Annotated in this window: 13 protein-coding genes; 3 read left to right on the top strand and 10 right to left on the bottom strand. The window is 35.9% G+C overall.

What is annotated here, in order from left to right; genetic code table 11:
- Nucleotides 1–126: 126 nt before the first annotated feature.
- From CEF19_RS18870 to CEF19_RS18860, 3 genes are all read right to left on the bottom strand, one after another.
- On the bottom strand, nucleotides 127–1413 hold the full coding sequence (locus CEF19_RS18870) for a TRAP transporter large permease (protein WP_100407499.1): 1287 nt from the start codon (nucleotides 1411–1413) through the stop codon (nucleotides 127–129).
- A 1-nt stretch (nucleotide 1414) separates the two neighbouring features.
- Nucleotides 1415–1903: a TRAP transporter small permease gene (locus CEF19_RS18865; RefSeq protein WP_100407498.1), complete on the bottom strand. Its 489-nt coding sequence runs from the start codon at nucleotides 1901–1903 to the stop codon at nucleotides 1415–1417.
- 61 nt (nucleotides 1904–1964) lie between these two features.
- Complete coding sequence (locus tag CEF19_RS18860) at nucleotides 1965–3005, bottom strand: C4-dicarboxylate TRAP transporter substrate-binding protein (protein ID WP_100407497.1); 1041 nt, start codon at nucleotides 3003–3005, stop codon at nucleotides 1965–1967.
- Between the two features lie 428 nt (nucleotides 3006–3433).
- On the opposite strand from CEF19_RS18860, the gene CEF19_RS18855 reads away from it, so the two are divergent.
- A complete protein-coding gene (locus CEF19_RS18855) occupies nucleotides 3434–4312 on the top strand; it encodes an AraC family transcriptional regulator (protein WP_100407496.1) in 879 nt (292 codons plus the stop codon).
- Between the two features lie 513 nt (nucleotides 4313–4825).
- On the opposite strand, the gene nikE is transcribed toward CEF19_RS18855, so the two are convergent.
- From nikE to nikA, 5 genes are read right to left on the bottom strand one after another with little or no spacing between them, the layout of a single operon-like run.
- On the bottom strand, nucleotides 4826–5647 hold the full coding sequence (gene nikE / locus CEF19_RS18850; RefSeq protein WP_100407495.1) for a nickel import ATP-binding protein NikE: 822 nt from the start codon (nucleotides 5645–5647) through the stop codon (nucleotides 4826–4828).
- Between the two features lie 34 nt (nucleotides 5648–5681).
- A complete protein-coding gene (gene nikD / locus CEF19_RS18845) occupies nucleotides 5682–6512 on the bottom strand; it encodes a nickel import ATP-binding protein NikD (RefSeq protein WP_100407494.1) in 831 nt (276 codons plus the stop codon).
- A gap of 20 nt (nucleotides 6513–6532) precedes the next feature.
- Complete coding sequence (gene nikC, locus CEF19_RS18840) at nucleotides 6533–7363, bottom strand: nickel ABC transporter permease subunit NikC (protein WP_100407493.1); 831 nt, start codon at nucleotides 7361–7363, stop codon at nucleotides 6533–6535.
- On the bottom strand, nucleotides 7360–8304 hold the full coding sequence (gene nikB / locus CEF19_RS18835) for a nickel ABC transporter permease subunit NikB (RefSeq protein ID WP_100407492.1): 945 nt from the start codon (nucleotides 8302–8304) through the stop codon (nucleotides 7360–7362). The genes nikC and nikB overlap by 4 nt, the downstream gene beginning before the upstream one ends.
- Nucleotides 8305–8321: 17 nt before the next feature.
- The gene (gene nikA, locus CEF19_RS18830; protein WP_100407491.1) at nucleotides 8322–9947 is read right to left on the bottom strand and encodes a nickel ABC transporter substrate-binding protein; all 1626 of its coding nucleotides are present in this window, start codon (nucleotides 9945–9947) and stop codon (nucleotides 8322–8324) included.
- Nucleotides 9948–10545: 598 nt separating this feature from the next.
- Here nikA and CEF19_RS18820 point away from each other — a divergent pair.
- On the top strand, nucleotides 10546–12423 hold the full coding sequence (locus tag CEF19_RS18820; RefSeq protein WP_100407490.1) for a glycoside hydrolase family 15 protein: 1878 nt from the start codon (nucleotides 10546–10548) through the stop codon (nucleotides 12421–12423).
- 472 nt (nucleotides 12424–12895) lie between these two features.
- On the opposite strand, the gene CEF19_RS24145 is transcribed toward CEF19_RS18820, so the two are convergent.
- The gene (locus CEF19_RS24145; RefSeq protein WP_319830084.1) at nucleotides 12896–13123 is read right to left on the bottom strand and encodes a YjcZ family sporulation protein; all 228 of its coding nucleotides are present in this window, start codon (nucleotides 13121–13123) and stop codon (nucleotides 12896–12898) included.
- Between the two features lie 129 nt (nucleotides 13124–13252).
- Nucleotides 13253–14092, bottom strand: coding sequence for a protein-glutamine gamma-glutamyltransferase (locus CEF19_RS18810; RefSeq protein ID WP_227522031.1), 840 nt, complete (start codon nucleotides 14090–14092; stop codon nucleotides 13253–13255).
- A 961-nt stretch (nucleotides 14093–15053) separates the two neighbouring features.
- Between CEF19_RS18810 and CEF19_RS18805 the strand changes: the two genes are divergently transcribed.
- A complete protein-coding gene (locus CEF19_RS18805; RefSeq protein WP_100407488.1) occupies nucleotides 15054–16061 on the top strand; it encodes a DUF3231 family protein in 1008 nt (335 codons plus the stop codon).
- Nucleotides 16062–16070 lie beyond the last annotated feature (9 nt).

Genomic DNA, 16070 nt, shown 5'->3' with positions numbered 1-16070 from the left:
CAAACTATCTGTTTTTTTGTGAAACATTTCACAAAAATTGTTTTATTTTTATTAGCTGAGGACGGCATTATCACAACGCCGTCATTTTTTTATATGGATTGTTTGTGATTCTCTCTCTTTTATCACTTAAAACAATACCGTTGGTAGCCACATCGATATTGCTGGGAAAAATGCTACGATGATTGCTGCAATAATAAGGACTAAATAAAATGGTAGTATTTCCTTCATAAACTCTTCTATTTTTGCACCAGTAATTGCGCAGGTCGTAAACATAATCGTGCCAAGTGGTGGTGTAATTGTACCGATGCTTAAGCATAGAATGAAAAAGATACCAAAATGAACCGGGTCAATTCCATATTGCATCAGCATTGGCATAAATAATGGCGTTAAAATAATTAAAGCAACATTTCCTTCGATAAACATTCCTACAATGAGTAAGAAAATCATCACAACAAGCAGAAACATATATGGATTACTAACGAAGCTTGTTACAAATTCTGTTAATTTCTGCGGAACTTGCTCTAATGTTAAAATCCACGCAAACGCTGATCCTGCGGCAATGATAATCAAAATAGAAGCTGCAGTATAAACTGTCTCAATGAGGGCTTGAATTAATTCACTAAATTTTAATTTACGAAATACAAGTAATCCTAAAAATAACGCATATAGAACAGCAATCGCTCCGGCTTCGGTCGGGCTAAATATACCAAATCTGATCCCACCAATAATAATAACTGGTAATAATATCGCTAAGATGGCATCTTTAGAAGCAATCACAACCTCTTTTACTTTTGGACGTTTTGCATTCAAATTAACTTCATAGCCTCTTTTTCTAGCAATTAAATCAACTAGTACTAGCATTAACAAACATAATACAATACCTGGAATAACCCCTGCTAAAAATAGTTTACCAATGGAGACGTTCCCGACATATCCGTACATAATTAACGCAATACCTGGTGGAATAATCGGTGTAATCAGAGAAGAAGCTGCTGTTAGGGCTGTCGCAAAGCCTTTTGAATAGCCACGCTTTTCCATTTCAGGAACCAATACTTTTGATTGCATCGCCGCATCAGCAATATTAGAACCGGACAGACCACCCATCATCGTACTCAGCACTACGTTCACTTTTGCCATACCACCTGGTAAATGACCTGTTATAACATTGGCGAAGTTTAACATCCTTTGGGTAATGCCTGTATAATTCATTAAAACCCCAGCTGCTACAAAGAAAACAATTGCCAATAGTGGATAAGATTCAACCCCGCCTACCATTCGCTGAATTAAGACCATGCTTGAAAAATTATCATTAAACATAAAGTAGACAAAGCTACTTCCAATAAGCGCAAATGAGATCGGAACATTCAGGAAAAATAAGATTATTAAAACAAAGAGTGTAACAAATAAAGCCATTTTAGTTTTCCTCCTTATTCCTAAGCGCTTTAGCTTCGTTAACTAAATGAATTGTTAAATGGACACAAGCCAATAGCCCTCCAAGTGGAACAGCGATATCAATAGCTGTATAGCTAATACCTAGAACGGGTGTAATTTTTAACTTTGCTTGAATGGCAAATTGCAAGCCCATAATTAAGAAAACAACGATGCAAACAAAATAAATCGTAAAGTAACGAAGTGCTTCGGCGACAATCCGTACAGAATTAGGCATTCTTCGTACAAAGTAATCGATTCCGATATGCCCTTGCCGTTTCATCGTAGAGCTGACGCCGACAAAAATTAACCAAACAAACAATCCCAACGTCACTTCTTCAGCCCATGCTAACGGACTATTCACGACAAATCGTAGGAAAACACTTACAATAGTGATAATAATAATGCCTGATAATGCCGAAACACTGATTACATCATCAATATTTAATACCCACTTTTTTAATAGTTTCCCCATAGGTCTCCTCCTATTTTTTAAAAGGGCCCTAAAGGATGAGGACCCTTACATTCCACCTAAATTATCGATTGTTTAATAGTTCTTGAACTTTGTCATGCAAACCAGGAGTCCAGTTTGGAAATGCATCATAAACACTTTGTGCTTTTTCTTTAAATGGCTCTAAGTCAACTTCATTTATTGTAATTCCCTCTGCTTCGAAATCTGCAAGAATTTGCTCTGACAGCTCTTCTGAAATTTCACTTCCATATTCAGTTGCTTCGTCGCCAGTTTCTTTTAGAATCGTCACAAGGTCTTCTGGTAACTCGTTTAAGAATTCCGTTCCTGCAATCCAAGGACTGATAATTTTTGTATGTTCTGTTAATGCTAAATATTTAGCAACTTCATTTGTTTTTGAACCTTGCAGTACAGGTAATGGATTTTCTGCTCCATCAACCATTCCTTGTTGTAATGATGTATAAAGGTCGGCTAGTGGCATTGGAGTTGGTGATGCACCTAATGCCTCAAATACGTTAATATACATATTGTTATTAGGTACGCGGATTTTTAAGCCTTTTAAGTCCTCAGGCGTTTTTACTTCCTTCGTCGTCATCAGGTGACGCTTCCCGTAAATCGTTTTTGTTGTTACGATATCTAAACCATTTCCTTCTAATTCAACCTCTAATTCTTTAAACCAGTCAGTTGTTGTTAAGTAGAAAAGGTCATCAAAATCATCTGTTAAGTAAGGAGCTGTAAAAATCCCAAGGTCTGGTACATAGTCCATAAGAAAATCATAACCAGTTAAAATAACAACATTGCTTCCCATAATCGCTTGCTCAACAACGTCCTTCTCAGAACCTAATTGAGAACTTGGATATAACTTCAGCTCTAATCTGCCTTCACTGCGTTCTTCTGCTAACTCTTTCCACTTTTTAGCTGCTTCATCAATGGGTTCACCCGGTTGATTTCCATAAGCAATATTAATAGAATATACTTCTTCAGTTCCGGTATTACTTGTAGAGTCATCATTTGATTCAGTGTTAGCTGAATCCGAACCACATGCACCTAAAATAGATCCTAAAACAATCATTGAGCTTAAAAATAAAGTAGAACGTAATTTTTTCATGTAATGCACTCCCTTTTTCATTTAATAGCAATCCAACTAGTTATCTCTAATGGAACGGTGGTACTTATTCTGCATAATCCACAGATAACTGACAAGTTTATCTCTTTAAAACGTCATTTTACTGTTTCAATTATTTAAGATACCATAAATTCATTCGACTTTTAATCTGCCTTTTAGAGAAATAACCGTCAATATATTCCAGTCCTTTATTGACTCCGCTTACAATGGAGCGTTTTCATAACTTACTATATGAACAGGTCTTTCCTCTTTCCGGTTTTCAATACGATATAGTTGAATTGCTTCTTTGTTAACGCTTACTATTTCAGTATATCAGCAATTATTGAAATAAAAATTGCGTATCATTGCAAAAATATACTCTTTTTTGATATTATTAATTTAACATTTTCTAAAATTGGTGGTGTTTTCTAATGAAGCCAGTACGTAAATCATTTGAACCTAAAAGCTTGTTTCCATTTCAAATTGTTTACCAAGATACCAAAACCCCTCAAAAAGAGTTACCCATTCATATTCATGATTGGTTTGAATTAGTTTATGTCTATGGCGGAAGTGGAACATTCTTTGTTGATAACTCAATTCAAGAGATGAAAAAAGGAGATTTGTTTGTCTTACCTGGCAATACGATTCATCACGCTATCCCAGATAAAGAAAATCCTATAACGTCTACGGCAATCTTCTTTAATCCAGTTCTTGTTCAACACCGTAATTTAGGAGATGCTTTTTCTTTTTTAGAGTTGTTTGAAAAAAGTCTTCGGCTCCGTAATTATCGTTACTCCATTCTAGAGCCACAGCAAACAGAAGTTGAGGACTTTTTAAAGGATATGCATGATGAAATGCTAAAAAAAGAAGTGGGTTTTAAGCATTCTGTGTTACTTCAACTCCAAATGCTGTTGCTTACGTTAAATCGTTCGATGGTTAATCAGGATGAGGGGGATGAGCGAATTAATATTTTGCCAAATTGGTTTAAGGACGTATTAGATCACATAGAGACTCATTACACTCATGAAATCTCCCTCGATTCGTTAGCTTCCTGTGGCAATGTTAGTACCGCACACCTTAGCCGTGTATTTAAGCAAATGACCGGTTTAAATATCACAGAATATATTGCAACGAAAAAGATATTACTAGCGAAAGACCTCTTGATTAAAACAGATGAAAATATTGCTTCAATCGCTGAGCAGTGCGGGTTTGAAAGTATACCTCATTTCTACCGTACCTTTAAAAAGTTTATTGGCATAACACCTGCTTCCTATCGAAAACATGGAAATGTGGGTCAACTTCTTAATTAGTATAAAATGCTACTTGTGACAAAGCTCCTATTTAGACCAATTTCTACATTCCCGGAAGGGTAGATCATGTTCTCTTATCGTTGCTAATCGACTAGTAAATCTTTTAATTTAGTGGAAAAAATAACATTTGCTTAAGGTCTGCCTTGCGTGAAGTCATTGCCTCCTCTCCTCTTTTAAAAAACAAAAGTAATCCACCCTTAAGCTTCACAAGGTGGATTACTTTGACCAGCTGCCCCTTTTTAGGGCAGTTCTATTGCATTGATTATAGATGTCCCCCCCCATCAGAGGTTAGCCATTATTATGCCGCTGATAAATTTGAAACATTAAAGCTTTTGCTTATTAAATCCCTTCACAATTAACCAGGCTGCCAAACTCATCTCATAAAAGAAAGCTTCAGAAATTTTTCACAATAAAAAAGGCACCCTCTTTTGAGAAGTACCAATAATTTAACTATTATACTATCCCTCTACCACAAAAAAGTCACACTTATAAAGATTCTTTAACCTTTTTGCTCTATCCATTGTTCACTCTTGTCGGAAGTGAACGAAAACGTGGATGCTCAGCAAGAATCGATTTTCTCATTTGCATGACGACAGGATGTTTTGATGAAAAAAACTGTTCTTTTGAATCGTAAAGCTCTATTAATTTCCCTTTTTCTAATACCCCTAAAGTATCAGAGATTGAAAAGGCAGCTTTAATATCATGTGTAATAAAAATATAAGATAAGCCAAAATCATCTTTTAATTCGTTTAATAATTCTAAAATTAAGCTCTGTGTAACCATATCTAAACTACTAACCGATTCATCTAGAACAATTAACTTCGGTTTAAGAGAAATTGCCCTTGCAATATTAATTCTTTGCAATTGTCCACCGCTAAATTCATGCGGGTATTTTTTTAAGTGCATTTCACTTAATCCTACTCGTTCTAATAGCGAAATAACTGTTTTTCTTTGTTCCCCAGTGGTTAGTTTTTGGTAGTTCTCTAATGGTTCACTTATAATTTGTTCAGCTGTCATCCGGGGATTAACCGATGAATATGAATCTTGAAAAACAACTTGTATATCGCGACGTATTTTTCGTTGTGTACGTTTATCGGCGTTATAAATATCATATCCTTGAAACAAAACCTGACCTTGTTGTGGAGGTTGTATGCCAAGAATCACTTTCCCTAAGGTGCTTTTACCAGCTCCACTTGTACCAAGTAACCCCAAACATGTTCCTTCTTCAACAGAAAAGGAAATATCAGTAAGCACTTGATTGGATCGAGCCTTCCACTTAAAAGTCTTCTTAGAATGATAGCTATGAGTTACATCTTTTACCTGTAATAAGCTCATTGGTTTCACCCCTTTTCAAAGTACAATCTAAATATCACAACATATGGGTGATAGTTTCTTGTTCAAGATGTAAGGAAGGCCTTGTTCTTAACAGCTTTTTTGTGTACTCATGTTGGGGGTTATCAAATAGTTTAAACACATTTGCAGTTTCGACAATTCTTCCATTTTGCATCACGATTACATCATCTGCCATTTCTGAAATCACGCCAAGATCATGAGAAATGAGTAAAATCGACGTTTTATATTTAGCACGAATTTCATCTAATAGACGAAGGACTAATAATTGGTTATGAAGGTCAAGTGCTGTAGTTGGCTCATCAGCAATAATAACAGAGGGGTGTAAACATGCGGCCATGGCAATCATCACTCGTTGAAGCATACCTCCACTCAAATGAAAAGGGTATTTTTTTAATAATTCACCAGAGTTTTCCAAATTTACACTTTCCATCGCATCAACCGCAAGCTCCTTAGCTTGCTTTTTGTTTAATGAGGTATGTGACCTAATAGTTTCAACAAATTGATGGCCAATTGTAAAGACAGGCGTAAAAGAATTCATAGGATTTTGCATAATAAAAGCAATATCCTTCCCTCGAATTTTCCGCATTTCCTTGTTTTCTAAGCCATTCAATTCCCTGCCTTGTAGTGTAATGCTTCCTTGGATGTTCATATTTTTCCGATCAAGTAACTGTAAGATAGACATACTCGTAACTGTTTTCCCACTACCGCTTTCCCCAACAAGACCCAGTACCTTTCCTTTTTCAATTCCAAAATTAATATCTTTAACAAGGGAGAACATACCTTCTTTTGTTTTCACTTGTACATGTAAGTCTCTAACATTTAAAATATTTTGCTCTTCTGTTCCCATTATTAACCAGTCCTTTTTAATTAACGGCGTGTAATGCCATAATGTTCTGATAGTGCTTCACCTAATAAATTAAAGGTAACAACTACTAGCATAATCATTAGACCTGGATACAGCATTAATGCTGGATTAGTTCTGATATAGGATTTCCCTTCGTGAATCATCGCTCCCCACTCTGGTGTAGGGGGTTGCACACCTAAACCTAAAAAGGACATAGAGGATAAATCCATAATCGCCCAACCCATTTCTAATGTTCCCATTACCGCTAGTGGTGGGAGGACATTAGGAATGATATGTTTCTTCATGATCGTCCATTGAGAAGAACCACTTATTTTAGCTGCAGTAATATAGTTCTGTTCTTTAAGACTTAAGACTACTCCTCGGATGATCCTTGCATAATAGACCCACTGTACGAAAATTAATGCCAATATGACTTGTTTAAGCCCCGCTCCCCAAATACCGACTAATCCAAGAACAAGCAAAAGGTTAGGGACTGCCATCAGACCATCAGCGACCCGCATTAACAGCTGATCAACCCAACCACCTTTAAAACCAGCAATAAGACCAATGATTAAGCCGATACTTAAAGATGAAATAAAAATCAAAGTAGCAAAACCTAGCGAAACGCGAGCGCCAAATAAGATACGTGATAACGTACATCTTCCTAAATGGTCTGTTCCTAATGGATAATCAAAAGAAGGAGACTGAAGTTTATGAGCTAAATCAACAGCAGTCGGGTCATTAGGTGCAAGCCATGGAGCAAAAATCGTGATAAAAAATAACATGCACACTATTAGAGAACAAAGAAAAATCACTTTTTGACTTCTGAACATAACTCGACACTTTGCAATCATTGATGGTGCCTTCCTTTTCTAGAAATACGTGGATCAATATACATTTGGATAAGGTCAACAATTAAATTGCTCACAAGAAATAAACCCGCTGCTAATAGTACATAGCATTGAATAACTGGAACATCGCGGTTAAAAATAGCCTCGATAAAATATCGCCCAAATCCTGGCCACGAAAAGACTGCCTCTACAATTATAGCTCCAGTCATAAGTTTTCCTAAATTGATTCCAAGGCCGGTAATCATAGGAGAAATGGCAATTCTCAATACATGTTTTCCCATGATGACTTTTTCATGAATCCCTCTCGTCCGCGCAAAAAGAATATAGGGCTCTTGTAAATGTTCTAGAACGCTTGCACGTAATAGCCGAGTATATAAAGCGATTAATGGTAAAGCCAACGTTACAGAAGGTAAAATTAAATGTTTCCAAGTTCCGATACCTTCTACTGGAAAAAGATCAAGTTTTACTGAAAAGAAAAAAATCAATAAATATCCAAGCCAAAAAGAGGGTATCGATGCCCCAAAAAAGGAGAGAACTCTACTAAAATGGTCAATTCCACTGTTTTTCTTTATACCAGCTAAAAACCCAAGAGGGACACTTACTAGGAGCGCTATTATGATACTGCCTAAAGTTAACTGAATTGTTGCTGGCAGTCGAGAAGAAACCTCTTCCCACACGGGTTTATTTGTAACATAAGATATGCCAAAATCAAATTGGCATATCTTAATAATAGAATTTACATATTGAACAAGGAGAGGTTGATCTAAGCCAAACTCCTGTCTTTTTTGGGCCAATATCTCATCTGTTGGTTGAATATGGGCAGCGGCTAAGTATGCCTCAGCGGGATCCACTGGTGATAGATTAATCATGCCAAATGTCAGTAGAGTGGCCAAAAGAAAGATAGGAACGATGGCGATGATTCTTTTCAAGATATAAATGCCCATAAAAACTCTCCTATCGCTTACTCGTCTACGCTAATTCCTATAAATGGATGTTCGTCTCGGTTAGCAGGGAATGTAAAATTAGAAACATCCTTTTGATAGATTGCTATTTTCTTAATATAAGAAATAGGTACAATTGCAGCCTGTTCTTGTAGTGAACTTAAAATTTCGGTGTACAATTGTTGGCGCACTTTTTCATCCGTTGTTTGTTTAACCTCAGTAATCTGATTCATTAACTCATCTTTGTTAGGATAAGCTGAAATAGCTTCGTTAAATCCAAATCCTTCTGTAGCAACAATGTTTACAAAAGTATGCGGATCATATGGAGCGCCATAGTTACTAAAGAAATTCATATCAAAGTCATTATCTTTGAATCTTTCTATTTGAGTGGTTAGCTCAACTCCGACAATATTTAAATTAACACCTATCCCTCTCCACTCAGATTGTAATGTTTCAGCCATTGTTTTTTGAATGGATTCAGCAGAGTTATACATTAACTCGATTTCAAGTGGTTGCCCGTCCTTTTCACGAATATCTTTTCCTTCTGGTAACGTCCATCCTGCTTCATCTAAGAACTGTTTCGCTTTTTCAACATCATAATTAACCGTGGTTACATCGACGCTTGAAGTGTAGGGGAAATTAGTTGGTAAGATATAGTCAGCCTTCTCTTCCAAACCAGACGTTACTCCCTCAACCATTGCTTCTTTATTAAAACCATAATGTAATGCTTGACGTACTCGTATATCTGAAAGCTGTTCTCTCGTCGTATTCATAACTAGTTGTCTTGTAGCAACTGGATCAGAAATATTAGTTTCATAGGAACCTGTAGATTCTAATTGGTTAAATGAATCTACATTGATAACACCTTCACCATATATTAGGTCTACTTCACCTTTCTCAAAGGCAAGTACGTGTGTTTCAGCATCAGGTATAACCTTGACTGTAATTTGTTCTACACTTGGGAGTTCACCCCAATAATTTTCATTACGTTTAAAAATAGCATATTGATCTACTTTATATTCATCCAAAACCCATGGTCCTGTACCGACTGGTTTTTCTACACCTTTTGATGTGTCACTATCATCAGGAAAACCAGCTTCTCCTAAAAACCGGACTGGACGAACGACAGCTAATTCCTGAATAGTAGGATAATACGGTTCCGTTAATGTTAATTTAAACGTGTACTCATCTACGACCTCTGTTTGATCAATCTTTGTAATAACACCTAACCAACTATGTAAATTTGCATTTTTTAGAATAGCATCAAAGTTCTTTTTAACAATCTCGGCATTAAAGCTTGTACCATCAGAAAAGTTCACATCTTGACGTAAATTAAATATATACTCTTTCCCATTCTTAGAAATATCCCAAGACTCAGCTAAATGTGGTTTTAGCTCTCCTCCATCTTGATAACTAACTAAAGGTTCATAAACCATAGATTGAGCAAATAATTGAGATGGATTATAAACATGTGGGTTCATTTCGCCTACATCTCTATGCCAAGCAACAGTAATCATATTTTTGCTTTCATTGCCAGTTGATGCATTTTCTACTGAATCACTTGAACAACCTATTAAAGTCATTGATAAAATTAAAACAATTGCAAATAAAAACAATGTTTGTTTTGTGGTTCTATGTATTGCCATAACATTTGTGCTCCTTTTATATTGAAATCGAAAATCATTATCAATTATAGGTAAAACAAAAGTGAATGTCAATTATACGTTTAGGACTACCGCTCATAAAATTATAGTAAACAAGAAGAGAAAATTATAGAGGGAAGTCAACCAAAATCGGTAACATTTCTCCAACAAACTGCCTACAATCACCTATGATAAAAAAACAGACCATCTAATTAAAAATGGCCTTAAAAAATTCGAATACACCTTCATCATCGGTTCAAGGATTTTGGAAAGGAATTGGATAAGGTCGGCAGGTTAATCCCCGAACGACCCCAACATTTGATTTAAAAACACTCATTTTGTTAATAGTACATCCTAACGTTTGAGCTAATTATTTTTTTCAGCTTCAATCATCACATTTTCAATCAAACATTCTCTATTTTTAGGTTCACTATGTTCCAGCGAACAACTAAATAAGGTTGTTTTACCTTCAATTTCCTAAATAACATCCAAAAAGAATGCTACACTCTATTTCATTCTTCCTCGATTTACAACATAAATATACTTAATCTTTAATATTATTACTGATAACGTCAATCCCCTCTTTGAAGGAGTGAAGTCAGTGAAGTACTTCATTGGTAAAAATCAAGATAACCATGCTCCTATTTCAAACGGTCATGTATTAGCTTGGATTCAACAGTATGATGTTGGATGTCGTCCAATAGATAAAATAAGTCAACTTTTTTTCGGAAACTTTGACCTGTCAAGTTCACTTTTAGATCCTCCCGGTTCTTATATTATAGCAAAAGATTTAAATGAAAAAATCTGGTACGATCCATATGGATATATTCAAGAAAAGTTGGGACAAATCGGGGAAATTATTTCGTTAAATAGTACGAAATACATTCACGGTTCTGGCATTTATGAAGTAGTCTCTCATAAAGGTAATACAGTAGTCAGAACAAAAACATGGGCTCCTCCTAACAGAAACTCCGTCATACGCTCTATCGAAGTTAAAACTCTCCGTAGCAACCCTTCAGAAGTGTCGATTTACCCTGTCGTACATTTAAAAAACATTGTTCAAAGAATTAATAACACCTTTATTTCTCGAATTTCTGAAAACCAGTGGCTTGCAACTACAGTTTCTCCCTCAGTTGAAGGAATGACAGGTAACATTTCTAAAGCTGTAACTAAAGGCGAGGTAACCATCTTTGAACACAGCTTGCTCCCTGTTCCATTGATTTTTTCCATTCCTGCAAAAAAGATAACAGGATCAAAATATAGTGATCCAGTCTTTCAAATATTTGCAGCAGGCGCTTCAAAAGAGGAGGCTCTACAAGAATTAGAGAATACATTAGTTCATATAAGACAAAGTGAACAACAAACATTAAAAGTATGGCAGACATGGCATAGTGAAACGGTAGAAATTGGTACACTCCCACCGAATCTAGATTATTTTTGGAGAGTCAGTAACACTTTAACAAAAATGAGCCTACAGAAAGATGGCACACCTATTATCATCGGATTTAAACCTTACCAAGGCAATGTATGGATTCGTGATAGCTTATGGATTTCTTCTACGTTAGCTCTGGTGGGGCATCTGGAAGACGCTGTAAATGCATTATACGCGACACTTAGTTATTTAATAGAACGCCCTGATGGTAATTATTATTTTGCTTATAATGTTGTCACACGTTTACCAAACGAGCATGCTTCTGAAAATGATACCACCGGACTCATTTTATACGGAATATGGCAAGTTTGCTCATTAGTAAAAGATCCTACAATTATATATGATATGTGGCCAATTATAACCCAATCGACCGAATGGATTTTGAAAAACCGTGATTCAAGCGGGCTTATCTTTCCTGATGCAGGCATTTGGGAAACGTTTGGCCCCCATTTAGGAGAAAAGTTCGAACATATGACATGGACATCAGCCATTTCAGCATTTGGTTTAATTAAAGCAGCCGATATGGCGGAGGTTATCTTTGAAAATGAGAAAGCAAGTCGATTTAGACAAGGAGCATCTGAATTAATTCAGGCAATTCATAGACATAACGTCCATAATGGAATTGTAACTCGGTCTATGGAGACAAAATTATTAGATGCTTCTGTTACTCTATTCTTCTCTGAGTTTCCTATATTTCCAAAAGAGTGGATGAAACCTACACTTAGGGCCATTCAGCAAAGACTTGAAGATCCCTTCATTGGAGGTATTTGGAGGCATGAGAGTTTAACTACAGAAGAAGGCGATTTAAAGCCGTGGACAGGACCAACCTTTTGGTTAGGTGAAGCACTCCTAGTTAACAATGATGTAAACCAAGCTTGGACATATTTTAATCATAATTATAATAACAGTGCTTTTTGTGGACTTTTACCTGAATTATTATATAGCAGAGGTCGTCCAAGAGGGATTGGGATGCCAAGTTATTCTCAATCAGGTGTGATTAGATCGCTATTGTTATATAATAATTTATATGATGGAAAGGGATTGTAATTTTCATAAAGGGAACTCAAGGCTTTTTTACTTATCGATTTGCTTCCGCTTAGGTGAAGTTTATTTAACTTTTACATTCTCCTTTAGAACCTCATTTGCTTATGATACGGTTCTCCTTAGTCTATCTAAATGAGGTTTATTTAGATTTTCCATTTGAAAACGGTATTACTATTGGAAACTCTTCTACTAAAGGACCATATTTTATGGAATACTAAACTTCTTAAAAAACGACATGAACAATAAAAAGCCAGTTGTTTATACGGACTAAACAACTGGCTTTCCTTGTAAAACGAATTTTCTTAAATCTCCATTCCCTAATTAGTAGACTTTTAAGGTAAAGCTTAAATGATGATCGCTATTACGACAGTGGAATAGTTTGAGTCTTTTGTCTAACATAATTTCATTTTACGTAATTAGATGTAGGAAAGGGCCGGTACTCATTTCACCATTGTTCGCCCTCTTAGATCTAATATTAGCATTTAGAGGAACTACTTCCTACAATGATTAATAAAATAAACAACACAACAATTAATATAAAGCCGTGCCCACGAGTAGGTGCGGCATAACCATATCCGTAAGCAGAGGCAGTATAAGGTGCATCCGTTACGCCAGCAACCATCGTAGGGGGGATATTGGGCGGTACATTGGCTCCTGCCATCATAGTAGGGTGGATGTTTGGCGGTACATTGTTACCATACATATTCTCAGCACTTCCTTTTCGGTTAGTATATTACATTATACTCACCTAGTTAAAATATGAACCTGTCTAGCTGCTAAATGGGTGGATGTCACCGTTTTTATTAAAAAATCTAACATGGTAAAAAATTAATCATGAATGTTTATTCAGATAAAACTGATAATGAATACTGGAAATGGAACAAAGATTATGGTGTATAACAGTTTTTGGATTTTTATAGGAGCTGCGATCACTTTGTAAAGTGAAAAGCTTATGCATCGTTGCAGGAGAAATTCTTGTGATTTCATTTGCTAAATATGCCGGTTGTGTACTTTCTGGAAATCTTTGTGAATTTAAAAATTGTATCATCTGTTCGGCAGTCATGATACCAAATCCATGTCCAAAAAATGTTCCATCGCTTAACACGACGGCGTTTTCTCCCCGATACCATGGTGTATTTGGATGAAAAGCAGGATTATTAAAATACACAACATCCCCTGGCAAAAAACGATTCGAATAGAAGGAGTGTAATTCTAAGTCAGGATCTGTATGCCAACTGTATAAATAGAGGTTTTGAAAAATAGCATCGAAACGACGTCTCCCGATACTTTTTAAGATGGCCTGGTAATAGATAATGATGATTGCAGTCGCGCATTCAAATGCATAAAGGGAGCCGTTCCGATAAATATCTAGAATGGCATCAGATGGCCTGACACCTGACCTTAACAAAAAACCTCCAGCATATGTTAATGTCCAGTATGAACGATTACAACGTGCATTTTCAAAGATGGTAAACTCCACTTGACTCGCATTCATTTCATTTGCGCTATCCATAATATTTTTTCGACTGTTGATTTCAAATCTAAGTTCATTCATGGAAGGATAGGAAAACAATTCAGGAGAATCAAGCATTTGTTTAATGATTACTCTTTCTACCCTTCCGACGTCCGTCGTGCTATCTAATGAAAACGCCCTTCCAGCTACTTGTATCATGTCATTCCCCATTTCATTTGATAGATGGTTTCTTCTCTAACGCTTCTTTCCTGGAATCATTAAGCAATCTATCGCATCTATATCTAACTTTATATGATAAGGAGGTGGAATACTTGCTACTGGGTTTTATGTCGGTTCGGCTTTAGAGTATAGTTTTTACAGGAATAAGTGGGGTGGGGACTGAGATTAGTCGTGCAGTTTCACTATCCAGACCGACATTTTCAGGAAGAGTGACGCCCCCCATTTGTTATATTTCCCATAAAAAAGGGCCACAATAAGGGACCGCATCTTAATTGCAATAATAGTTGTTGTATACGTTCACTCAATCAAACAACTTTAAATACCAATTATAATTCAGAGTGATTTACAAAGAATAAAAACCTCATTTTTGAAATTGTCTCTTTTCGGAGAATGGGTTTTCGTAACAGGCGCGCAACGTGTGGAGCCATTGCTTCTTCCTCGAAACTGCTAAAAGGGACTTTTTCATTGGCCCGAATTTCATGTCTTTTTATGATAAATTACCTGCTAATATGCTTGTCGCATTTCATGATAAAATACTAAGAAATATAGAAAGGGCGTTCAAACTGAACGAATGTACATAGGAATAGACTTGATACAACCCTAACATAATCGCCACTTGACTACGCTTCCATGAACTCTTTAAACTCTCATAATTACCTTCTTTTATGTTATTTATAATCCATTTGAAGAACCTCCAATAAAAAGCTATATATTGAGGTTTTTATTATAATGAATTTCCATCCATAATTTCACACGCTTATTTTCACTATACTGCTCTTATTTGAATTACTGCATTTGCTCCACTGAAAAAAGTACCCTATTATCGTAATAAAATCCCCCTACAAAAACTACCTACTCAAAAATGGAATATATTAATTGAAATAGGCAGAGTATAACAATATAAACATACAGTAATCATGTCTAAAAGGAGTGGTATTTGATGGTAGCAGAGTATCAAACGAGATTAACATCTTCGGAAATTGCAGCACTTTGGAGTAATTGTCAGAACAATAGCATGGCAGTATGTGTTTTTAAGTATTTTTCAGAAAATGTTGTTGATACAGAAATTAAATCAATTATAAAATACGCACTAAACATCTCTGAAGAAAACCTTAGCCAATCCAAACATATTCTTAACGAAAATAAACATCCTCTCCCAGTTGGTTTTTCAGATGAAGATGTGAGCCCCACTGCTCCACGTCTTTATTCGGATGCATATTACTTATACTATATTAAAAATATGGCAAAGGTAGGGATATCCGTTTATGGTGTCGCTTTGGCAACTACCTCACACTCAAATGTCCGTAAACTTTTAAGTCAATCCATACAGTCATCAACTGAATTGTACAATAAAACAGCCTCTCTTTTATTATCGAAGGGGTTATTTGTAGAACCACCTTATGTTGCAACCTCTGATGATGTAGATTTTATTGATAAAAAAAATTATAAAGGTGGTCTGTTAAATAGGAATCCTAGACCAGTAAATGTTATTGAAATTACACATGTATATGCCAATATTGAAACAAACATAGTCGGTCAGGTACTTTTAGTTGGTCTGGCGCAAGTTTCAAAATCTAAAAAAGTCCGTGAATATTGCTTTAGAGGCAAAGATATAGCAAAGAAACACGTTAAAATATTTTCCTCAATTTTAACTGACGATGAGATTCCTGCACCAATCCCGTCTGACCTTGAAGTTTCTGACTCTACTCTAACACCATTTTCAGATAAACTAATCATGTTCCATTCATCCTTGTTAATCACATCTAGTATATCGAACTACGCAACAGCTTCTGCAGCTAGTTTAAGAACGGATATAAACACAACGTACCTTCGTTTAACAACAGAAGTTGCAAACTACGCCAATGATGGTGTAAATCTAATGATTGATAACGCCTGGATAGAGGAACCACCTCAAGCAACAAATCGAGAGCAGTTATCTAATCTATAATTGGTGTGA

Source organism: Bacillus solitudinis (assembly GCF_002797395.1).
Taxonomy (GTDB): domain Bacteria; phylum Bacillota; class Bacilli; order Bacillales; family Bacillaceae_D; genus Halalkalibacter_A; species Halalkalibacter_A solitudinis.
This window is presented reverse-complemented; position numbering and strand designations above follow the sequence as displayed.